This window comes from Streptococcus gallolyticus subsp. gallolyticus DSM 16831 (assembly GCF_002000985.1).
In the GTDB taxonomy this organism is placed as follows: domain Bacteria; phylum Bacillota; class Bacilli; order Lactobacillales; family Streptococcaceae; genus Streptococcus; species Streptococcus gallolyticus.
The window spans coordinates 1,059,172-1,082,453 of the sequence record NZ_CP018822.1; the positions used below are offsets into that span (position 1 = coordinate 1,059,172).

Here is a 23,282-nt window from a genome sequence, read left to right on the forward strand (position 1 = left end):
TCGTTGAAAGTGACCAGTAGCGCTCTATTATCTGTTTAAAATGATGAGCTTAAATTATAATTTTTGATGTAAGATAAAAAGGATAATAAACATGTCAAATGTACAAAATATGTCTCTTGAAGACATTATGGGAGATCGTTTTGGGCGATATTCCAAATATATTATTCAAGAGCGGGCTTTGCCAGACATTCGTGATGGCTTGAAGCCTGTTCAACGCCGTATCCTTTATTCAATGAATAAAGACGGCAATACCTTTGATAAAGGTTTCCGTAAATCGGCGAAATCCGTCGGTAACGTTATGGGGAATTTCCACCCACACGGTGACTCTTCAATTTATGACGCCATGGTGCGTATGAGTCAAGATTGGAAGAATCGTGCGACTTTAATTGAAATGCACGGTAACAACGGTTCTATGGACGGTGACCCACCAGCTGCCATGCGTTATACCGAAGCACGCTTGTCAGAAATTGCGGGTTATTTACTCCATGATATTGACAAAGATACGGTTCCTTTTGCTTGGAACTTTGATGATACCGAAAAAGAACCAACGGTTTTACCTGCGGCTTTTCCAAATTTATTGGTAAATGGTGCGACAGGGATTTCAGCAGGTTATGCAACGGATATTCCGCCACATAATTTAGCAGAAGTGATTGATGCGGTTGTTTACCTCATTGATCATCCTAATGCTAAATTGGATAAATTAATGGAATTCTTGCCTGGACCAGATTTTCCTACTGGTGCGATTATTCAAGGTAAAGATGGCATTCGTAAAGCTTATGAGACTGGTAAAGGTCGTGTTGTGGTTCGCTCACGCACAGACATTGAAAGCCTCAAAGGTGGTAAAAAACAGATTGTCGTTACAGAAATTCCTTATGAAGTTAATAAAGCGGTACTTGTTAAGAAAATCGATGATGTTCGTGTGAATAATAAAGTGCCTGGTATCGCGGAAGTTCGTGATGAATCCGACCGTGATGGTCTGCGTATTGCTATTGAGCTTAAAAAAGATGCTGACGAGCAAACTGTTCTCAACTATCTTTTGAAATACACAGATTTGCAGGTGAATTACAATTTCAACATGGTTGCCATTGATAACTACACACCACGTCAGGTTGGTATCGTTCCAATGTTGACAAGTTACATTGCGCACCGTAAAGAAATTATCGTTGCTCGTTCGAAATTTGATAAAGAAAAAGCTGAAAAACGCCTTCATATCGTGGAAGGTTTGATTCGTGTGATTTCGATTCTTGACGACGTTATTGCTCTTATTCGTGCGTCTGAAAATAAAGCTGACGCTAAAGAAAATTTGAAAGTTAGCTATGAATTCTCGGAAGAACAAGCCGAAGCAATCGTCACATTGCAATTGTACCGTTTGACAAATACTGATATTGTAACGCTTGAAAATGAAGAAGCAGAGCTTCGTGAACGTATTACAATGCTTAAAGCCATTATCGGCGATGAACGTACCATGTACAATGTCATGAAACGTGAATTGCGCGAAGTTAAGAAAAAATTTGCTACACCACGTTTGACAGAATTGCAAGCTGAAGCTGAAACGATTGAAATTGATGTGGCAAGCTTGATTGTTGAGGAAGATACCTTTGTTAGCGTAACGAAAGGCGGTTATATCAAACGTACCAGCCCACGTTCTTACAACGCTTCGACAGTTGAAGAAATTGGAAAACGTGATGATGATGAGCTGATTTTCGTAGCACAAGCTAAGACAACACAGCACTTGCTGATTTTCACAAATCTTGGTAATGTCATTTACCGTCCAATCCATGAATTGACTGATATTCGTTGGAAAGATATCGGTGAACACTTGTCGCAAACCATTACCAACTTTGCGACAGATGAATACGTTTTGTATGCTGAAATTGTTGATGATTTCGGTTCACAAACCTACTTTGCTGCAACAAAACTTGGACAAATCAAACGCTTTGAACGCAAGGAATTCACACCTTGGCGCACTTACAAATCAAAATCAGTTAAATACGCTAAGTTAAAAAATGCTGATGATAGTGTCGTTACCCTCTCACCAATTGCGTTAGACGACGTAATGATTGTGACACACAACGGTTACGCACTGCATTTCAATATCGAAGAAGTGCCAGTCGTTGGCGCAAAAGCAGCAGGGGTCAAGGCAATCAACCTTAAAGACGATGATTTCGTAGCCTCAGCCTTTGTTGCCAATACAGATAGTTTCTTTATCTTAACACAACGTGGTAGCCTTAAACGTATGGCGACAGAGCTTATTCCAGCTACAAGCCGTGCTAATCGTGGTTTGCAAGTCTTACGCGAACTCAAATCAAAACCACATCGTGTCTTTATGGCTGGCCCAGTTCATGCTTCTAATGATGTGCAAAATCTTGACTTATTCACTATTAGCACAGTAGATTCTGATGATGTCGAAACATTAGAAGTCCATTCAAATAAAGGAGCTGTTTACCAAGCTATTTTAGAAGATTTAAACCTTTCTGAACGTACAAGTAACGGTTCATTTATTTCGGATAAAATTTCTGATGAAGGTGTATTTAGCGCACGAATCAAATAAATTCATAAGTCGGGGAAAAGTCCCCGATTTATTTTCAAAATAAATTTTCAGAATTTTATGAAAAACTACTTGAAAAAAGATTTAAAAAGCGTACAATAAGATAAAAACAAAGAAAGAGGATTTAACATGACAGTAGATTTAGACTGGGAAAACCTAGGATTTGCCTATCATAAATTACCATTTCGCTATATTTCATATTACAAAGACGGTAAATGGGATGACGGACAATTAACAGAAGATGCAACGCTTCATATTTCAGAAGCGTCTCCAGCTTTGCATTATGGTCAACAAGCGTTTGAAGGCTTGAAAGCTTATCGCACAAAGGATGGCTCTGTTCAATTATTCCGCCCAAATATGAATGCAGAACGTTTGCAACGCACAGCAGACCGCCTTCTTATGCCACAAGTGCCAACTGAAAAATTCATTGATGCCGCTAAGCAAGTTGTGCGCGCCAATGAAGAATTCGTCCCACCATATGGTACAGGTGCAACTCTTTATCTACGTCCTCTTTTGATTGGTGTTGGTGATATTATTGGTGTTCACCCAGCTGATGAATACATTTTCACTATTTTTGCCATGCCAGTTGGAAATTACTTCAAAGGTGGCTTGGTGCCAACAAACTTCTTGATTCAAGATGAATATGACCGTGCTGCACCGAATGGTACAGGTGCTGCAAAAGTTGGTGGTAACTACGCAGCAAGCCTTCTTCCAGGGAAAGTGGCGCACGACCGCAAATTCTCTGACGTTATTTATCTTGACCCAGCTACTCATACCAAAATTGAAGAAGTCGGTTCAGCAAACTTCTTCGGTATTACAGCGGATAATGAATTTATCACACCGCTTAGCCCATCTATTTTGCCATCTATCACAAAATATTCACTTCTTTACTTGGCAGAGCACCGCTTTGGAATGAAAGCTATCCAAGGTGACGTAAAACTTGATGAATTAGACAAATTCGTTGAAGCTGGTGCTTGTGGTACAGCAGCCGTTATTTCACCAATCGGTGGTGTTCAACACGGAGATGACTTCCATGTCTTTTATAGCGAAACAGAAGTAGGTCCTGTAACCCGTAAACTTTATGACGAGCTTGTTGGTATCCAGTTTGGTGATATTGAAGCTCCAGAAGGTTGGATTTACAAAGTTAACTAAAAAATGAAAGCTTGCTCTTGCAAGCTTTTTCGTTTTCATGTAAAATGGGTAAAGTGAGGTGAAAGAATGAGCAAAAAAGATAAGAAAATCGAAATTCAACTAGCTGATGCTAAGGTTGAAATCAATAACGCCAAAGTCGAAGGCTACACTTTGACAGCTGGTAAAAAAATCATTGGTGAAATCGCTGAACTAGACGGTAAATTTGCAATTGTCAAGAGTGGAGAAGTCGAAGCATTCTTCAAGACATTAGAACAAACGATTGAAAGTATTATTGAAAATTACAATCTTAATCGCTAAAAAAAGCCGAAAAGTACTTGCAAGAGAACAAAAACTATGTTAGAATAGTTTTTGTTGTAACGGAAGGGTAGCGAAGAGGCTAAACGCGGCGGACTGTAAATCCGCTCCTTCGGGTTCGGGGGTTCGAATCCCTCCCCTTCCATTCTAAGAGAAGTCTTAGATTGTACATTGTTTTTGGGGTATAGCCAAGCGGTAAGGCAAGGGACTTTGACTCCCTCATGCGTTGGTTCGAATCCAGCTACCCCAGTCAAAGGTATCAAGTTTCGGCTTGACACCGTCAAAGATAAAAGTTGTTGTCGTTGCGGGTTACCTTGAGAAATATTATTGTTGTCAAAAGTTAGCATTAGCTAGCTTTTGTTGGAGGATTTTTTAGAATGAATGAATTTGAAGATTTGCTAAACAGTGTTAGCGAAGTAAACCCTGGTGATGTAGTCACTGCGGAAGTTTTAACTGTTGATAATGATCAAGCAAACGTTGTTATCGAAGGAACAGGTGTTGAAGGTGTCCTTACACTTCGTGAATTGACTAACGATCGTGATGCTGACATCAATGACTTTGTTAAAACTGGCGACACAGTTGAAGTTCTTGTTCTTCGTCAAGTTGTAGGTAAAGATACTGATACAGTTACTTTCCTTGTCTCTAAAAAACGCTTGGAAGCTCGCAAAGCTTGGGATAAACTTGTTGGTCGTGAAGGTGAAGTTGTTACTGTTAAAGGTACACGTGCTGTTAAAGGTGGTCTTTCAGTTGAATTTGAAGGACTTCGCGGATTCATCCCAGCTTCAATGATCGACACTCGTTTTGTACGTAACACTGAAAAATTTGTTGGTCAAGAGTTCGAAGCTAAAATTAAAGAAGTTGTTCCAGCTGAAAACCGCTTCATTCTTTCACGTCGTGAAGTTGTTGAAGAAAAAGCTGCTGCAGCTCGTAAAGAAGTCTTCTCTAAACTTGAAGAAGGCGCAATCGTTAAAGGTAAAGTTGCTCGTTTGACAAGCTTTGGTGCTTTCATCGACCTTGGTGGTGTTGACGGACTTGTTCACGTGACTGAATTGTCTCACGAACGTAACGTATCACCTAAATCAGTTGTTTCTGTTGGTGAAGAAGTTGAAGTTAAAGTTCTTTCAATTGACGAAGAAGCAGGTCGTGTATCACTTTCACTTAAAGCTACAACACCTGGACCTTGGGATGGTGTAGAACAAAAACTTGCTGCTGGTGATGTTGTTGAAGGTAAAGTTAAACGTTTGACTGACTTCGGTGCTTTCGTTGAAGTATTACCTGGTATCGATGGACTTGTTCACATCTCACAAATTTCACACAAACGTGTTGAAAATCCAAAAGATGTCCTTTCAGTAGGTCAAGAAGTTAATGTTAAAGTTCTTGATGTTAACGCTGCTGCAGAACGTGTATCACTTTCTATCAAAGCTCTTGAAGAACGTCCAGCACAAGCTGAAAATGAAGAAAAACGTCAATCTCGTCCACGTCGTCCAAAACGTGAAGCTAAACGTGATTACGAACTTCCAGAAACTCAAACTGGATTCTCAATGGCTGACTTGTTTGGCGATATTGAATTATAATAATAATTAGAAAAGACTTGTTTAACAGGTCTTTTCTTTTTACTTTGATGTGGTATAATATAATAAGTTGCCACTCTTAGTGTAATGGATATCACGCAAGATTCCGGTTCTTGAAATAGGGGTTCGATTCCCTTAGGGTGGAGAGTTATAATCTACCTAAAAAGCCTTGAAATCAAGGCTTTTTGAAGTATAAAAACGTTATTTATTTCGAAAAGCTTTAGAGTCATTCAAGGACATTACCAAATAAAAAAATCAAGGTATTTGCAGATCTTTTTTGCCTAAATATCTAAGATAATGTTTGCTATTTGGTACAATACCTTAAAAAACTATTAGAGTACAGATGATATAAATTAAAAAGTTTGTTATGTTTTGAATTAACTTGACTCATAATTTTGGGGAAAGAAAATTAGGGGAATCTTCCTTTAGAAAGATTGAATTGTTGCTGCGGTTTTTATGCATGAATTGGCTAGGATTTTTGAGTAGCTATTGTTTTCTTGCTAAGATTTATAGCTTGAATTTCTACATAGTAAAAAAGTCTGAGATGATTTCTCAAACTTGGTTCTTATACTAGTGTTATTTCAGAATAATTTGAGCAACAATTGGGCTAATAATAACATATACGATTCCTGTCACGCCAATGGCGAGACCAGCCATTGCGCCTTCGACATGACCATATTTTAAGGCTGTCCCTGTTCCGATAGCGTGTCCTGTACCACCAAGACTTAATCCAATCGCTACTGGATCATCAATTTTTAAAAGTTTTAGAAAAACTGGACCAAGAACGCTAGTTAAAATTCCAGTGATGACAACAACGACAAGGGTAACTGTTGTAATTCCGCCCATTTTGTCGGTAATTCCAACTGCCATAGCAGTTGTTACAGATTTGGGAAATAAAGAAATAGCTAAGAGGTATTTAATTCCAAAAGTTTTAGCGATAAGTGCTGTGAATGTAGTGTTAACAATACAAGCGATTAAAATACCTGACAGAATGCTTCTGATGTGATGTTTCATTAGGTGAAATGAGCGATAAAGCGGTATTCCAAGTGCGACAGTCGAAGGAACGATAAGCGTGTTTAGGTAGCTTCCTCCAACGTAATAGTCGGCATACGAAATGTTACTTATTTTTAGAAAGGCGATAATAAAAAAAGTAGCTAGAAGTAATGGTGTTGTAATTGGATGCGGAAAACGTCTAAAAATTAACATTCCCATTAAATAGGCAAGAATTGACACCATTATACCAAAGATTGGATTTGTGATAACCTCATTCATGACGGACTCCTTTATCAACGTAATCTCCTTCAAAACGTTTTTTGATAAATTGCACAACAAAACCGATAACGGCAACGTTTAGGAAGATCGCACCTAAAATAATGATAGTAATAGGGAGCAGGTAATCCTTAATATCGTTAAATTTTTCCATAATCCCAACAGCTGCAGGCAAAAAAAGAATGGTCATATTATTCAATAAAAAATTTCCGACAACGTCAATGTGTCTAAGGCGGATAATTTTAAATTCGAGCGCAAGAAAAAGTAGCACTAGCCCAATAATGCTACCAGGAACGGGTAAATGCAACAAATTTGAAATTGCCTCTCCAATAAATGAAAAGACCAGAATAATCATAAATTGAACGTATAACTTCATTAGTAAACTCCTTCGTTATAAGTCTACTACTATGTAGGGATTTTTCAAGGTTCTTGAAACGTTTACATGAAAATTTCATGTAAATATGGTGAGTTTCATCATGTCAGTAGAAGTAATACGAAGATGATTTAGAAATAAAAATAGGGTGAATCAAATCACCCTAACATTGAATTTAATGCAAAATCATTTTGATAAGGTCGCCACCAAAAATCCAAATATAGCTATATGAAATAATGGAAATCGGTTTTGCGAGCATGATAATTAGAATAAAACGTCGTAGAGAAATACGTGTCAGTCCAGTAATCATCACCAATACATCAGCAGGAGATATCGGTGACAACATACAAAGGATAAAAAATGTCTCAAATCCCTTTGTTTCAAGTCTTGCTTCGTATTTGTAAAAAGTTTTTTCATTTACAAATAGCAAAATAAATTTTCTTCCATAGATACGGACGAGCAAGAAGAGGATAATACTTCCAATGATAATTCCAAGATAATTGTACAAAAAACCGAGCCAAGGACCGAAAATAAGGAAGCCAGCTACAGTTGTTACACCACCAGGGATAACTGGGAAAACAACTTGAAAAATTTGAACCAAAACAAAAATTAATGGTCCCCAGAATTGGTGACGTTGGACAAAATCTTTCAAGGCGTTGCTATCATTCAAGATCCCTAATCGGTAAAACCAAACCACTAAAGCTAAAGTACCAATCAAGGCTAAAATTCCTAAAAACTGGATTAGTCGCTGAAAAAACACATAGCGCTTAGACATTTTCGTTTTCATAATGTTATCATATCATAAGTGATGTTTTTTTGCTATTTTAAACTTTATCTGTTATAATAGTCAGAGTGGTTTTCCACTTTTATAATATCTGGGGTCGTTACGGATTCGACAGGCATTATGAGGTACATTTTGCGACTCATCGGCAGATGTAAAATTGCCAGTTAAATATAACTGCAAAAAATACAAATTCTTACGCTGTAGCTGCCTAAAAACCAGCTCGCGTGATCTCTACAGAATTGCTTGTGTTTTGCTAGAGGTTTCATTGATTAACAAGCTACGTTTGGTTATTGTCTAGCTGACCAAAAAGAGATTAATAGACTCGCTTCATCTAGGTTTGAGTTATGTATCGAGATTAAGTTAAATTAAAAACATAACCTATGGTTGTAGACAAATGTATTGGCAGGTGTTTGGACGTGGGTTCGACTCCCACCGGCTCCATCAAAGCTTTTCATAGTTTAGTAAAGTTTTCCAAAACGTTGTTATATCAACGTTTTTTGTTTTTGTGTTTTGCCTAGTTTGTGTTTTTGAGAGTCTTGTTTTAGGTTTCTTGGTTGAAAAAACTATGTGATTTGAAACGGATTGTTGTACAATAGAAAAAACATCAGCTTGGCTGATGTTTCTACTGAATATTTAGCTTGTTTTTCAATAGATAGTTAGTTGCAAAGTAAAATACAATCCCCTCAATAAGACATTCAATCCCAGAATAAGTAAAAAGATTAATACTAATATCAAATGTGTCTCTTGTGAGTTGACCACTAATCGTTTCAGATAAAATAATGACGATGATAGCAATAGCGAAGTAAGCAACAAAGCCCATGAGCGCACGTCTATCCGTAAATAATTGTCCAACAGCAATAGAAAGATAAATCATTAAAATACCTGAAAGACTTGATAGAATGAAACAAATGAAAATAATTAACCATTCAGTCGGTGTAAAGAGGGATGCAAAGTAAGGAAGAGCCATTAAAAATCTTCCGACACCAGAAATTGGTAAGACAAGAAGAGTAATTCCAATTACTAGGACAATAGCATTGAAAACAGTCCATATAAATGAAGCAAGAAGCTTAGAGAGAATTAGTTGGTGAGAGGAAACAGGCAGTGTCAATGTTAAATAACCTTCGCGCCCAAAGACATTTTTATAAAATCGACGAATAATAATCACCAAGGTTGCAATCCAAGCACCAGCAACTAACACACCAAAAATTAAAGCTAAGATAATTGGAATAAGCTGAGCGAAGTGTGCAGAGTTGATTCCAGACTGATTTTGGGCATATGCTTCAAGAGATCTTATACTAAAGCCAAGGAAAAATGAAATGGCAATAACAGAAGCATTGAGAGCAAAATACCACTTGCCAACGGATTTTAGTTCGTATTTTAAAAGTTTTGAAAACATAATTCCTCCTAAGCTTTATATTTTTCACGAAAGAGTGAGTCAATTGATTTACCATACTCTTCACGAATATCATCGGTATTTCCTTGTAAGATCACTTTTCCTTCTTTAAGAAAGACGATTTCATCAAGAATGGGTTCAATTTCAGCGATTAAATGTGTTGAAATAACAACTGAAGCATCTTCACAGTAATTATTAATAATTGTGCGTAGAATGTATTCTCGTGCTGCTGGATCAACACCGCCAATCGGTTCGTCAAGAATGTATAGCTTAGCTTGGCGGCTCATGACTAGAATGAGTTGGACTTTTTCTTTATTTCCTTTAGATAAATTTTTGAGTTGCTCATCAGGATTGAGATCTAAGTCTTCTAAAAGATGCTCAGCTTTTTCACGTGAGAAATCATTATAGAAGTCCTCGAATAATGTCAAAGCATCCTTGATTTTCATATTTTCTCGCAAATAAGACGTGTCAGGTAGATATGAAACGATTTTCTTTGTTTCCACAGAAGGGCGATAACCGTCAATGACAATATCGCCAGTGGTTGGGTGAAGAAGTCCATTCATTAATTTTATGAGTGTTGTTTTACCACTGCCGTTTGGACCGAGTAAACCAATAATTTTACCAGCAGGAAGGCTGAGTGTAACATCATCGATAGCCACATGCTTTTTGTATTTTTTGGTAACGTGATGCAGTTGGAGCAGTTGTGTCATCCTAATTTTTCTCCTTGATATAAGATTCTAATACAGAAACGATGTCATCGATTTGGAACCCCATTTTTTGCATATTGTTAACAAATGATTGGAGTTCAGCTTCGGCAACTTCGCGACGTTTTTGCATGATAAGATCGGTATCTTCTGTTACAAAACGCCCAGATGTTCGTTGAGAGTAAACCATACCTTCACGTTCTAATTCTGAAAAGGCACGTTGCATGGTGTTGGGATTAACACCAGCTTCTTCGGCAAGTTCACGGACAGTTGGGAGTTGGTCGCCGCTTTTAATTTCTTGACTGATAATCTGCATTTTGATATGCTGTGCGATTTGAACGTAAATGGGTGATTTTTCATCAAATTTCCAGGACATACGATACCCCTTTCTATTTAATTTTCAAAGAAGTCTTGTACTACATAAATGGTACAGAAATAAGTTTGAAAAGTCAAGGAAACTGTCATCTTTATTTCCTATTTATATTAAAAACTAAATTTAATACTATTTTAGTGTATAATAGAACTAAGTATTTTAACGAAAGGAGCGTTTTTTATGTTTGCCCAGTTAGACACGAAAACTGTCTATTCTTTTATGGATAGCTTGATTGACTTAGAGGGGTATGTTAAAGCGGCTAAATCTTTAGGTTATCAAACAATTGGAATTATGGACAAGGATAATCTTTACGCAGCCTTTCATTTTATTGAAGAGGCTAAAAAACAATCCTTGCAGCCTGTTGTTGGGTTAGAGTTATCTTTTGCCGTTGAGGAGACACTATCGTTAAAACTCTACCTACTTGCGCAAGATACAACCGGTTATAAAAATTTGATGAAGATTTCGAGTAAACAGATGTCTTCAGACATTCAGCTAGACGAACTCTCTGATTATTTGACTGGTGTAGCCATAGTAGTGCCTTATTTCGAGGAATTAGAGACATTGTCGCTTCCTTTTGATTACTACATTGGGGTTGATGTTAATTCGCCTCAAAAAGCATATGAAAAGCCGATTTTTCCGCTTTATACGGTTCGTTATTTTGAAACTAATGAGGTGGAAACTCTTCACATGCTACACGCTATTCGTGATAATATTAGCTTAAAAGATGCTCCGCCTGCATCTCAAGGACAAAATCTGTTAGCTTGTGATATTTTGACACAAGCGTTTAGAGAGACATTTCCGCAAGCGTTAGAAAATCAGGAAAAGCTCGTATCAAACATTCATTATGAGTTTGACACAGATTTAAAATTGCCAAGATTTAATCGTCAAAAGCCAGCACAGGAAGAATTGATTGAACGAACAGAAGCGGGATTGCGAGCTAAAAATTTGTGGCTGCCAGCTTATCAAGAGCGTTTAAAAAAAGAACTATCAGTTATCCATAAAATGGGCTTTGATGATTATTTCTTAATTGTCTGGGACTTGTTACGTTTTGGTCGAAGTCGTGGTTATTATATGGGAATGGGACGTGGTTCAGCTGCGGGAAGCTTGGTTTCTTATGCCCTTGATATTACAGGAATTGACCCAGTCAAAAATAACCTACTTTTTGAACGTTTCTTGAATGAAGAACGTTACAGCATGCCAGATATTGATATTGACCTGCCAGATGTGTATCGTAGCGAGTTTCTTCATTATGTGCGTAATCGTTACGGGAGTTTGCATTCAGCGCAGATTGTGACGTTTTCAACCTTTGGAGCAAAACAAGCCATTCGTGATGTTTTTAAACGGTTTGGGGCTCCTGAGCATGAATTGACAAATATCACGAAAAAAATCAGTTTCAGAGATACTTTAACGTCGGTTTACGAGAAAAATCTTTCTTTCCGTCAGATTATTAATTCTAAAATTGAATATCAAAAAGCATTTGCGATTGCAAAACGTATTGAAGGCAATCCACGTCAGACCTCTATCCACGCGGCAGGGGTTGTTATGAGCGATGATAATTTAACAGAACATATTCCGTTAAAAGCTGGCGAAGACATGATGATTACGCAGTATGATGCTCAAGCAGTTGAGGCAAATGGTCTTTTGAAAATGGACTTTCTTGGCTTACGTAATTTGACATTTGTCCAACGTATGCAAGAAAAAGTTGCTAAAGATTATGGGGTCACTATTGATATTAAATCAATAGATTTAGAGGATAAAAAGACTTTAGAATTATTTGCGGCTGGCAAGACCAAGGGAATCTTCCAGTTTGAACAAGCTGGAGCAATTAATCTTTTGAAACGTATTCAACCACGTCAATTTGAAGATATTGTTGCAACGACTAGTTTAAACCGACCAGGTGCTAGTGATTACACTGAAAACTTTATCAAACGTCGTTTTGGGCAAGAAGAAGTGGATTTGATTGACCCATTGGTAGCACCGATTTTAGAGCCAACTTATGGCATCATGCTTTACCAAGAACAGGTTATGCAAATCGCTCAAATTTATGCTGGCTTCACTCTCGGAAAAGCGGATTTGTTACGTCGTGCCATGTCTAAGAAAAAGGCTGATGACATGCAAAAAATGGAAAGTGATTTCTTAGAAGGAGCGCAACGATTAGGACGTCCACTTGAAACGGCAAAGGATTTATTTAGTCGTATGGCAAAATTTGCTGGCTATGGTTTTAATAGAAGCCATGCTTTTGCTTATTCAGCTTTGGCTTTCCAACTGGCTTATTTTAAAGCGCATTATCCTGCTGTTTTTTACGACGTTATGTTGAATTATTCTAGCGCTGATTATATTACAGACGCTCTGGATTCACAATTTAAAGTTAAGAAAATCGATATCAATACCGTTCCTTACAGCGATAAAATTTCAGATGGACAGATTTACCTTGGCTTAAAAAATCTAAGAGGTGTTCCACGCGATTTATGCTACTGGATTATTGAAAATCGTCCATTTAGCAGTGTCGAGGATTTCTTAACACGATTGCCAGAGAATTATCAAAAGAGAGAGATGATTACACCTCTTGTAGAAGTTGGTGCTTTTGACCAATTTGATAAAAATCGTCGAAAAATCATTGAAAACCTTGACCCCCTCTTTATCTTTGTCAATGAGCTCGGGAGTCTATTTGCGGATACGTCTTATAGTTGGATTGAGACAGAAGATTATCCAAATGCTGAAAAATACCGCTTAGAGCAGAGTTTGTTAGGCGTAGGAATTAGCCCACATCCGCTTTTAGAAATCGCAAGGCAATCCACAAAAGATTTTACAGCGCTAGCAGATTTGCAAGAAAATACCGAAGCAACTATTTTGGTGGAACTTAATCAGATTCGTGTCATCAGGACAAAAACGAAAGGTGAGCAAATGGCATTTTTGAGTGTTACAGATACTCAGAAAAAATTCGATGTTACCTTGTTCCCAGAAACCTTTGCGCGTTTCAAAGATGAGCTTCAAGAAGGAAGATTTTATTACCTTACTGGAAAAATTCAGAATCGAAACAACCGCTTGCAGATGATTTTAAATCATATTCAAGAAGCAAGTAGTGAACGATTATGGCTCTTACTTCCAAATCATCTCCATGATAATGAAATTTCTGAGATATTATCACAATATCCAGGAAACATTCCAGTGATTTTACACTATCAAGATAGTAAGCAAACATTGCAAAGTCAAAGACATTTGGTTCAAAGGACAACTGAGCTTATTGAAGCGCTATCAAGTTATACTTTGAAAACGATTTATCAATAAAAATTAAGTAAAAATCAAATAAAGTGAAGCTTTTTACAAAGTAATGTGCTATAATAAGAACGTTAGATTAATAAAAGGAGTATTAGCAAAATGAAACGTATTGCTGTTTTAACTAGTGGCGGCGACGCTCCTGGTATGAATGCTGCTGTTCGTGCAGTTGTTCGTAAAGCAATTAAAGAAGGAATGGAAGTTTTCGGAATCAACCGTGGCTATGCTGGTATGGTTGAAGGCGATATCTTCCCATTGGATGCTCAAAGTGTGTCAAATACTTTGTCACATGGTGGTACATTCCTTCAATCTGCTCGTTATCCTGAGTTTGCAACTCTTGAAGGACAATTAGCAGGTATCGAACAACTTAAAAAACACGGTATTGAAGGTGTCGTTGTTATCGGTGGTGATGGTTCTTATCATGGTGCTATGCGCTTGACTGAACATGGTTTCCCAGCTGTCGGTATTCCAGGTACAATCGATAACGATATCGCTGGTACAGATTATACTATTGGGTTTGATACAGCTGTTAACACAGCTATGGAAGCTCTTGATAAAATCCGTGATACATCATTCAGTCACAAACGTACTTTCGTTGTCGAAGTAATGGGACGTAACGCTGGTGATATCGCTCTTTGGTCTGGTATTGCTGCAGGTGCTGACCAAATCATCATCCCTGAAGAAGAATACGACATCAAAGACGTTGTTGCAAAAGTTAAAGATGGTTATGAAAACAAAGGTAAAGAACGTCACCTAATCGTTCTTGCTGAAGGTGTTATGCATGCCGAAAAATTTGCTGAATTGATGAAAGAAGCTGGAGATACTAGCGACCTTCGTGCTACAAACCTTGGTCACATCCTTCGTGGTGGTGCTCCATCACCTCGTGATCGTGTTCTTGCTTCTTGGATGGGTGCACACGCCGTTGAACTTCTTCTTGAAGGACGTGGTGGACTTGCTGTTGGTATCCACAACGAAGAATTGGTAGAAAGCCCAATCCTTGGAACAAAAGAAGAAGGTGCATTGTTCTCATTGGCAGAAGATGGAAGCATTATTGTTAACATGCCTCACAAAGCACGCCTTGACTTTGCTAAATTAAACCGTGACATTGCTCACTTATAGTATTGTATTTATAGATTAAAAATTATTATTGTTATTAAAAGTCGTTAAATCGACGAAAAATAAAGGGAGTTTCATATTATCATGAATAAACGCGTAAAAATCGTTGCAACACTTGGTCCTGCGGTAGAACTCCGCGGTGGTAAAAAATTCGGTGAAGATGGATATTGGGGCGAAAGCCTTGATGTTGAAGCATCAGCTCAAAAAATCGCTGAATTGATTAAAGAAGGTGCAAACGTCTTCCGTTTCAACTTCTCACACGGTGACCACGCAGAACAAGGTGAACGTATGGCAACTGTACGTCGTGCAGAAGAAATTGCTGGTCAAAAAGTTGGTTTCCTTCTTGACACTAAAGGTCCAGAAATCCGTACTGAACTTTTTGAAGGTGACGCTAAAGAATATTCATACAAAACTGGTGAAAAAATCCGTGTTGCTACTAAACAAGGTATCAAATCAACTCGTGAAGTTATCGCATTGAACGTTGCTGGCGCTCTTGACATCTACGATGATGTTGAAGTTGGTAAACAAGTTCTTGTTGATGATGGTAAACTTGGTCTTCGTGTTATTGCTAAAGATGATGCAACCCGTGAATTCGAAGTTGAAGTTGAAAACGATGGTATCATCGCTAAACAAAAAGGTGTAAACATTCCTTACACTAAAATCCCATTCCCAGCTCTTGCTGATCGTGACAACGCTGATATCCGTTTCGGTCTTGAACAAGGTCTTAACTTTATCGCTATCTCATTCGTACGTACTGCAAAAGACGTTAACGAAGTTCGTGCTATCTGTGAAGAAACTGGTAACGGACACGTTCGTTTGTTCGCTAAAATCGAAAACCAACAAGGTATTGACAACATTGATGAAATCATCGAAGCTGCTGACGGTATCATGATTGCTCGTGGTGATATGGGTATCGAAGTACCATTCGAAATGGTTCCAGTTTACCAAAAAATGATTATCACTAAAGTTAATGCAGCTGGTAAAGCAGTTATCACAGCAACTAACATGCTTGAATCAATGACTGACAAACCACGTGCTACTCGTTCTGAAGTATCTGACGTATTCAACGCTGTTATCGATGGTACTGATGCAACTATGCTTTCAGGTGAATCTGCAAATGGTAAATACCCAGTTGAAGCTGTTCGTGCAATGGCTACAATTGATAAAAATGCTCAAACTCTTCTTAACGAATACGGACGTCTTGATTCATCATCATTCGCTCGTACTTCTAAAACAGAAGTTGTGGCTTCAGCAGTTAAAGATGCAACAAGCTCAATGGATATTAAACTTGTCGTAGCTCTTACTGAATCTGGTAACACTGCTCGTCTTATCTCTAAATACCGTCCAGATGCTGACATCTTGGCTGTAACATTTGACGAAAAAACTCAAAAATCACTTATGATTAACTGGGGTGTTATTCCAGTTGTAACTGAAAAACCTGCATCAACTGATGATATGTTTGAAGTTGCTGAAAAAGCTGCCCTTGAATCAGGATTGGTTCAATCAGGTGATAACATCGTTATCGTCGCTGGTGTTCCAGTTGGTTCAGGTGGTACAAACACAATGCGTATCCGCACTGTAAAATAAGGCGGTAAGTCAGAAATCTTTGATTTCGTTGACGCACCTCCGTCAGGAATGCTAGGATACTCATAGTTCAGAGAACGAAGAGTATCTCCAGCAGTCTACGACGAAAATATAAAAGCCTATCATATCAAGCTTTGCAGCCTGTGTGATAGGGCTTTTTTTATGTTGTGGGGCATTTTGGGGCAAACTAGAGTGGTAATTCATTAATCGTGTCCACAACTTTATCTTTCATTTTGTTTGTGGGGCGCAAAATATTTCTTTGTATTGAAGTCTGTTTGTCTTTTGAAAGTAAGTATCCATATCTTTCCAATCTAATCTAAAAATTTTTCTTTATTCTAAATTATTTCACTTACTCTATATAGGCTGTTATGTTTACGTGTTAGCGGCTTTTTCTTGATTTTGGGGTTAAATGACCTACTTTTTTTATACAATGAAAAATGATATAATAGAACAAAGAATAGGAGAAATTATGGTAAAGCGCGATTTTATTCGAAATATTATTATAGCTTTGATAGCTATTTTGGCGATATTCTTGTTGAGGATTTTTGTTTTTTCAACATTTAAAGTTCATGAAGATGCGGCTAATTCGTATTTGTCGAATGGGGATGTTGTAGTTGTCAATCGTAATCGGACTCCTCAATACAAGGATTTTATTGTTTATGAAGTTGATGGTACTTTTTATATTAGTCGTGTTATTGCGACTGCTGGTGAAAGTGCGACAGTTATGGATGATATCCTATATATTGACAACGAAGTTCAAGAAGAGCCATACATTAGCCAAATTAAGTCTGAATATCTATCGACATCGGATAATCAACAAGCCTTTACATCTGATTTTTCTGTTAATACTATCACGAATGATAAATATAGCGAGGTGCCAAAGGGAAGTTATCTGGTATTAAACGATGACCGTCAGAATACAAATGATAGTCGTACATTTGGTCTGATTAAAGAAAGTCAGATACGTGGTGTCGTCACGTTTAAACTATTACCACTAAGTAAATTTGGCTTCATCACAACAGAGTAGCAGTAGCTGCTCTGTTTTTTTATGCAATTTGATATTATTTAAATTCTGAAATAGAAAATTTTCTTCCAAAAGTACCTTAGTGATAAGTTTTAACTATCACTTGATTAAGAATAATTATTAGATAAAAGTATATACAAATGATAAAATGGATTTACATTTATGTTTTATAGACCTATTATCACTATTTGTTGTTGGTAGGAAGGGAGTTTATGAGTAAATTATTTCAGAGAAAAGAAGCGTCTTGGAAGGCTTTCTTTCATTTATTGCATGAAGCACACTTACCTTGGTTATTCATTGGAATAACAATTAGTATTTCACTAATTTCTTCTAGTTTAGGGTTGTTGTTGCCAGATTATACTGAGCGTATTATTGATGGTGATTATGGTAATCGTGTAATGGCAACTTTTATCGGTGTTATTATTCTGACGGCTGTTGTTGATTTTTTGGTGTCTTTTTTGCAGTATAGTCTTAATGCTCGTGTTGCAAAGCATTTGAGAGAATACATCTTTGGAAAGATTTTAAGATTACCAATTGTTGAAATCGAAAAGAATGGCTCCAAAGAGCTTATCAGTAGATTGACAACTGATTCATCCGCAGTAGGAAGTTTATTTTCTGAAATTTTACCGAATATGATTTCTGGAGGATATTACATTGTTAGTTCTTTAGTGATGATTGGCAAATATAGTTGGAAGTTGGGAATTATTGCCATTTCTGTTGGAGTTGTCCAGCTTGGTTTGGCATTTTTTTCTGGGCGTGTTGTGTTTAAATTTAATCATAAAACACAAACCAAATTATCATATTTGACTGAAGTCGTTTCGGAAGTGATGAACCACATTTCTTTGATAAAGGTTTTCTTGACCGAAAAAAGTGAACAAGAACGTGCACAAAATTTGTCATCAGATTATTATCAAACAAGTTTCAAGGCACAGATGGTGACTAATACCTTTACCTACTTATCACAATTTGTAACGCTTTTGGGTAGTTTATTTACCATTATAGCTGGTGGTATTATGGTGACACAAAACGTTATTAGTAAAGGGGAGTGGGTTGCTTATTTCATGTTTTATTATTACATGTCTCAATATTTAGAGATGTTTCCTTACTATTGGGATGAGTTAAAAGGGCTGCAAGGAACAGTTAATCGATTATCAAATATCTCAAGTCAATCAGAAGAAAATCTCGATGAAGGAATTGCTTTATTAAATAATGAAAATGCTATTTCATTTGAGCAAGTATCGTTTGGGTATGGAGAGAAAACGGTTCTTGAAAATATTTCTTTTAGCATTCCTGAGACAGGTATAACTGCTTTAGTCGGCAAAAATGGAGCAGGAAAATCGACGATTTTAGGTTTGATTGAGCGTTTTTATTCTCCGAATTCGGGAAAGATAACTTATGGACAGCATAATGTTGCTGACTTCAAACTTTCTGATTGGCGAAAAAACTTTGCGTGGGTTCCACAAAACATACGTTTGACAGAAAAAACGATTCGCGAAAATTTATTGTATGGTTGCACAAAAAATTACTCTGATGATGAGATTATTTTTTATTGTCAAAAAGTTGGTTTAGGAGATTTTATAACGGAATTGCCACTAGGGCTTGATACGAAAGTTGAAGAATTCGGTGAAAATTTTTCTGGCGGTCAAAGACAAAAAATAATGATTGTTAGAGCGATATTGCGCGGGGCTAAGTACCTTATCTTGGATGAACATAGTTCCAATCTTGATACTGAAAGTTCTTCTAAAATTGCTGAATTGTTGTTTGAATTGGCAAAAGAAAAAGCGGTTATTTTAGTTTCTCATAAGATGTCGTATGTTAGTCAAGCTGACAATATTCTTGTTCTTAATCAAGGGAAGATAGAAGCCTGGGGAAAACATAGAGACCTTCTTGAGAAAAGCCTTGTGTATCGAAATCTTTATCGTCAGGGAGTGTAGGAAAAGATGGAAAATATTATTGAAAATTCGGAGACTAGGGGGCAATGGAAAAGTTTTTGGGGATTGATAAAAGAAGCAAATGTGCCTTGGTATCTCTATTTTTTGACATTAGGAATGGATATTTTATCAGCTAAGTTATTTGTGAAATTACCTGTTTTACTTGGCGATATAATGGAGGGCATGATTTTTAATGGAAATCTTGTTTTTGATTATAGCCTTATTAGTTTAGCCAATTTAGTGTTTAGTTTTTTAACAATACTTGTCTTTAATATCGTGGACTTGAAGATTAATATTTCAGGACTGTGGGGGTATGGAATAAAATCATTCAACTTCCAATGAAGCGAATAATATCAGAAGGCGCAAGTTCTTTGACAAGTCGTGTCACCAATGATAGCACAGGTCTTGGCTTGGCTTTAAGCGGAATTTTTAATTTATTTAGTACGATTTGTTCAATTCTTCTGGTTTACCTTGAGATGTTAAGAGTGAACAAAAATCTGACACTATTGCTCTTAGTTGTTCCTTTGTGGGTTGTGTTTTCAATGAAAATTATTGGTCGTCTTGCTTATGGGGCTCAAAAAAATATTCAAGATAATCTATCCACATTGACATCATATCTAAGCATTCAACTTCCAAATATCAAACAGATAAAATCCTATGGCATGGAGACTCAAGAGTTTGTCAAGGGAAAAGCAATCATTGAGGAGCAATACCATTCTGAAATGGTTATGGCGCGAGTGAATATTGTCAGTAATTCTTTAACTTTGATGACCAATTTATTGAATAATTTAATTGTTCTTGGTTATGGAACGTTTTTGATGAGTCAACAGCAATTGTCATTAGGAGATTTTACCACATTTTTTGTGTTTGTTACGCAGGGAAATTTGAATGCAGGTATGTCTGTGATTTTGATGTACTATCAGAATATAAAGACTGGTCTAGGATGTTGCTCGAAAATTGCTGAAATCATGAAAGCAAATTCTGAATTGCTAAATGTGGGTGAGACTTTGCTTGGTGAGGCGTTGGAACAAGCACTTTATTTTGACTCGGTTTCTTTTGCTTATAACGATAAAATTATTTTAGACGATGTCAGTTTTTGTATTCCAAAAAACAAGCTAACCGTAATTGTGGGAACGAACGGCTCTGGTAAATCTACACTTTTAAAATTAATTGAACGTTTGTACCAACCAAATTCGGGAAATATTTATTATGGAAAAGAAAATATTCAAAAATATTCTTTGAATGAGTGGCGTCGTCAAATCAGCTATGCCATTCAAAATAGTCCATTAATGTTTGGAACGATTAAAGAAAATTTGGTGTACGGTGTAACAGCCTCTGATGAAACTGAATTACTTTCACTAACGAGTAGCTTGGGATTTGATATCAAAGACAGTGCCAAATTTTTAAATGCTCAAGTTGGTGAAATGGGAGAGCATTTATCAGGTGGGCAAAAACAGAAACTTTCAATTATTAGGTCTATTGCTAAAGATGCAAGCATTTATTTATTTGATGAAATTACAGATGCCTTAGACTCGACAAGCGACTGTAAGGTTCTTGAGTTGTTGACTGAGAAGCTTAAAAATAAAACCATTGTTGCCGTTACCCATGATATTAATATGGTAAAAGCAGCAGATTATGTTGTATTTCTTGAAAACGGGAGATGTGTAGAAACTGGAAAGCATGAAGAATTGCTTCAACAGAGTAAAAATTATCGTAACCTTTGGTCTTACTAGATAACTTTATATCTTGGCTTCATCACAACAGAGTAGCAGTAGCTGCTCTGTTTTTTTATGAGATATACCAATCGATAATTGGTATATACAAAACTATACCAATTTAATTGTTGACAATATAAAATCAAAATTATATACTGATGTTGTTAGGTTTTAGAAGTCTTTATTAGACTATACCAATTTAAAAAATAAGAAAGAATTAGCAAGTAAAGTCTTGCTAAAGGTGAAAATTATGTGTGGTATTGTTGGTGTTGTAGGAAATAAAAATGCAACAGACATTTTGATGCAAGGTCTTGAAAAGCTCGAATATCGTGGTTATGATTCTGCTGGAATTTACGTGACTAATGGTACAGATCAAGGACGTTTGATTAAATCTGTTGGACGTATTTCAGATCTTCGTGCTAAAATCGGTATTGATGTGGCAGGATACACAGGAATTGGTCACACACGTTGGGCAACTCATGGTCAAGCAACAGAGACAAATGCTCACCCACATACATCAGAAACAGGACGTTTTGTCTTGGTTCACAATGGTGTCATTGAAAACTATTTGCAAATTAAAGAAACATATCTTTCAGAACATCATTTGAAAGGTGAAACAGATACAGAAATTGCTGTTCATTTAGTTGGACAATTCGTTTCAGAAGGTTTATCAGTTCTTGAAGCTTTCAAGAAAGCTTTGACTATCATCGAAGGTTCATACGCTTTTGCCCTTGTTGATTCAGAAGATGCAGATACGATTTATGTTGCTAAAAATAAATCACCACTTTTGATTGGTTTAGGTGATGGTTACAACATGGTATGTTCAGATGCGATGGCAATGATTCGTGAAACAAGTGAATTTATGGAAATTCATGATAAAGAATTGGTTGTCTTGACTAAAGATTCTGCGACAGTTACTGATTACGAAGGCCATGAAATTGAACGCGAATCATACACAGCTGAGCTTGATTTGTCAGATATTGGTAAAGGAACTTACCCTTACTATATGTTGAAAGAAATCGACGAACAACCAACTGTTATGCGTAAATTGATTAATACATACTCAGACAGCGAAGGAAATATGGTTGTTGATCCTGATATTGTTAAGACAGTACAAGAGGCTGACCGCATTTATATCTTGGCAGCAGGAACTTCTTATAATGCTGGTTTTGCATCAAAAGCAATGCTTGAAAAATTGACAGACACGCCAGTTGAACTTGGAATTGCTTCAGAATGGGGCTACAATATGCCACTTTTGAGCAAGAAACCAATGTTTATCTTGCTTAGCCAATCAGGTGAAACGGCCGACAGTCGTCAAGTTTTGGTAAAAGCCAATCAAATGGGTATTCCAAGTTTGACAGTTACTAATGTTCCTGGCTCAACGTTATCACGTGAAGCAACTTATACAATGCTTTTACACGCTGGTCCTGAAATTGCCGTTGCATCAACTAAAGCTTACACAGCACAAATTGCTGCTTTAGCCTTTTTGGCTAAGGCTGTCGGTGAAGCAAACGGCAAAAAAGAAGCGCTTGAGTTTGACTTGGTACATGAACTATCTATCGTTGCACAATCTATCGAAGCAACGTTGTCAGAAAAAGATGTGATTGCTGAAAAAGTGGAATCACTGCTTAAAACAACTCGCAATGCTTTCTATATTGGTCGTGGCAATGATTACTATGTTGCGATGGAAGCAAGTTTGAAATTAAAAGAAATTTCTTACATTCAATGTGAAGGATTTGCTGCAGGAGAATTGAAACACGGTACAATTTCATTAATTGAAGATGGTACACCAGTTCTTGGTTTGATTTCATCAAGCGAAGCGATTGCTAGTCACACACGTGGTAATATTCAAGAGGTTTCTGCGCGTGGTGCAAATGTATTGACAGTCGTTGAAGAAGAATTGGCTAAACCAGGAGATGATATTGTTGTTAACCAAGTTCATCCATATTTAACAAGCATTTCAATGGTAATTCCAACACAACTCATTGCTTACTTTGCTTCTCTGCAACGTGGTCTTGACGTTGATAAACCACGTAACTTGGCAAAAGCGGTTACTGTTGAATAATAAGATTTATAGAAAATATGACTACCGAACATATGTTTGGTAGTTTTTTTATTTGCAAAAATACTGATTGGTTTGAAAAAAGTTTAAAGTTGTTTTTAAATTACCATACA

18 protein-coding genes, 3 tRNA genes and 1 other RNA gene are annotated in these 23,282 nt (G+C 36.9%); 16 read left to right on the forward strand and 6 right to left on the reverse strand.

The features are described 5' to 3' along the window. The first annotated feature begins 91 nt into the window (after window positions 1-91). The 7 genes from parC to BTR42_RS05500 all read left to right on the forward strand — a co-directional run bounded on the left by parC (window position 92) and on the right by BTR42_RS05500 (window position 5,710). Window positions 92-2,551 (forward strand): DNA topoisomerase IV subunit A, encoded by a 2,460-nt coding sequence (parC, locus tag BTR42_RS05470; RefSeq protein WP_077496740.1) that lies wholly within the window; start codon window positions 92-94, stop codon window positions 2,549-2,551. 126 nt (window positions 2,552-2,677) lie between these two features. Further along, window positions 2,678-3,700, forward strand: a complete 1,023-nt coding sequence (locus BTR42_RS05475; RefSeq protein ID WP_009854082.1) for a branched-chain amino acid aminotransferase — start codon at window positions 2,678-2,680, stop codon at window positions 3,698-3,700. A gap of 66 nt (window positions 3,701-3,766) precedes the next feature. Further along, window positions 3,767-3,997, forward strand: coding sequence for a DUF2969 domain-containing protein (locus BTR42_RS05480; RefSeq protein ID WP_009854083.1), 231 nt, complete (start codon window positions 3,767-3,769; stop codon window positions 3,995-3,997). Between the two features lie 61 nt (window positions 3,998-4,058). Beyond that, window positions 4,059-4,139, forward strand: a tRNA-Tyr gene (locus BTR42_RS05485). 33 nt (window positions 4,140-4,172) lie between these two features. Next, a tRNA-Gln gene (locus BTR42_RS05490) sits at window positions 4,173-4,244 on the forward strand. 127 nt (window positions 4,245-4,371) lie between these two features. Beyond that, a complete protein-coding gene (gene rpsA / locus BTR42_RS05495) occupies window positions 4,372-5,568 on the forward strand; it encodes a 30S ribosomal protein S1 (protein WP_009854084.1) in 1,197 nt (398 codons plus the stop codon). Window positions 5,569-5,638: 70 nt separating this feature from the next. Continuing rightward, window positions 5,639-5,710, forward strand: a tRNA-Arg gene (locus BTR42_RS05500). Between the two features lie 431 nt (window positions 5,711-6,141). Here BTR42_RS05500 and BTR42_RS05505 read toward each other — a convergent pair. The 3 genes from BTR42_RS05505 to BTR42_RS05515 all read right to left on the reverse strand — a co-directional run bounded on the left by BTR42_RS05505 (window position 6,142) and on the right by BTR42_RS05515 (window position 7,994). Further along, window positions 6,142-6,837 (reverse strand): LrgB family protein, encoded by a 696-nt coding sequence (locus BTR42_RS05505; protein ID WP_009854085.1) that lies wholly within the window; start codon window positions 6,835-6,837, stop codon window positions 6,142-6,144. Beyond that, window positions 6,830-7,210: a CidA/LrgA family protein gene (locus BTR42_RS05510; protein ID WP_012961905.1), complete on the reverse strand. Its 381-nt coding sequence runs from the start codon at window positions 7,208-7,210 to the stop codon at window positions 6,830-6,832. Before BTR42_RS05510 ends, BTR42_RS05505 begins: the two co-directional genes overlap by 8 nt. Window positions 7,211-7,382: 172 nt before the next feature. Continuing rightward, window positions 7,383-7,994: a TVP38/TMEM64 family protein gene (locus BTR42_RS05515; protein WP_009854087.1), complete on the reverse strand. Its 612-nt coding sequence runs from the start codon at window positions 7,992-7,994 to the stop codon at window positions 7,383-7,385. Window positions 7,995-8,084: 90 nt separating this feature from the next. On the opposite strand from BTR42_RS05515, the gene ssrA reads away from it, so the two are divergent. Further along, window positions 8,085-8,435: a transfer-messenger RNA gene (gene ssrA, locus BTR42_RS05520) on the forward strand. Window positions 8,436-8,613: 178 nt separating this feature from the next. On the opposite strand, the gene BTR42_RS05525 is transcribed toward ssrA, so the two are convergent. From BTR42_RS05525 to BTR42_RS05535, 3 genes are read right to left on the reverse strand one after another with little or no spacing between them, the layout of a single operon-like run. Continuing rightward, the gene (locus BTR42_RS05525) at window positions 8,614-9,387 is read right to left on the reverse strand and encodes a hypothetical protein (protein WP_009854088.1); all 774 of its coding nucleotides are present in this window, start codon (window positions 9,385-9,387) and stop codon (window positions 8,614-8,616) included. An 8-nt stretch (window positions 9,388-9,395) separates the two neighbouring features. After that, the gene (locus BTR42_RS05530; RefSeq protein WP_009854089.1) at window positions 9,396-10,094 is read right to left on the reverse strand and encodes an ABC transporter ATP-binding protein; all 699 of its coding nucleotides are present in this window, start codon (window positions 10,092-10,094) and stop codon (window positions 9,396-9,398) included. 1 nt (window position 10,095) lies between these two features. Continuing rightward, the gene (locus tag BTR42_RS05535) at window positions 10,096-10,464 is read right to left on the reverse strand and encodes a GntR family transcriptional regulator (protein ID WP_009854090.1); all 369 of its coding nucleotides are present in this window, start codon (window positions 10,462-10,464) and stop codon (window positions 10,096-10,098) included. Between the two features lie 177 nt (window positions 10,465-10,641). Here BTR42_RS05535 and BTR42_RS05540 point away from each other — a divergent pair, with 177 nt between their 5' ends. The 8 genes from BTR42_RS05540 (at window position 10,642) to glmS (ending at window position 23,172) form a co-directional block, all read left to right on the forward strand. Next, complete coding sequence (locus BTR42_RS05540) at window positions 10,642-13,749, forward strand: DNA polymerase III subunit alpha (RefSeq protein WP_077496742.1); 3,108 nt, start codon at window positions 10,642-10,644, stop codon at window positions 13,747-13,749. Window positions 13,750-13,839: 90 nt separating this feature from the next. Continuing rightward, window positions 13,840-14,856: a 6-phosphofructokinase gene (gene pfkA / locus BTR42_RS05545; RefSeq protein WP_009854092.1), complete on the forward strand. Its 1,017-nt coding sequence runs from the start codon at window positions 13,840-13,842 to the stop codon at window positions 14,854-14,856. Window positions 14,857-14,937: 81 nt separating this feature from the next. Then, entirely contained in the window at window positions 14,938-16,440 is a 1,503-nt protein-coding gene (gene pyk / locus BTR42_RS05550) for a pyruvate kinase (RefSeq protein ID WP_009854093.1), read from the forward strand. Between the two features lie 466 nt (window positions 16,441-16,906). Then, entirely contained in the window at window positions 16,907-17,464 is a 558-nt protein-coding gene (gene lepB / locus BTR42_RS05555) for a signal peptidase I (protein ID WP_012961909.1), read from the forward strand. 209 nt (window positions 17,465-17,673) lie between these two features. Continuing rightward, window positions 17,674-19,395, forward strand: a complete 1,722-nt coding sequence (locus BTR42_RS05560; RefSeq protein WP_077496744.1) for an ABC transporter ATP-binding protein — start codon at window positions 17,674-17,676, stop codon at window positions 19,393-19,395. Window positions 19,396-19,401: 6 nt separating this feature from the next. After that, complete coding sequence (locus tag BTR42_RS05565; RefSeq protein WP_077496746.1) at window positions 19,402-19,734, forward strand: hypothetical protein; 333 nt, start codon at window positions 19,402-19,404, stop codon at window positions 19,732-19,734. Continuing rightward, window positions 19,731-21,125 (forward strand): ABC transporter ATP-binding protein, encoded by a 1,395-nt coding sequence (locus tag BTR42_RS05570; protein ID WP_077496748.1) that lies wholly within the window; start codon window positions 19,731-19,733, stop codon window positions 21,123-21,125. Before BTR42_RS05565 ends, BTR42_RS05570 begins: the two co-directional genes overlap by 4 nt. A 232-nt stretch (window positions 21,126-21,357) precedes the next feature. Further along, window positions 21,358-23,172: a glutamine--fructose-6-phosphate transaminase (isomerizing) gene (gene glmS / locus BTR42_RS05575; RefSeq protein ID WP_077496750.1), complete on the forward strand. Its 1,815-nt coding sequence runs from the start codon at window positions 21,358-21,360 to the stop codon at window positions 23,170-23,172. Window positions 23,173-23,282: the final 110 nt, after the last annotated feature.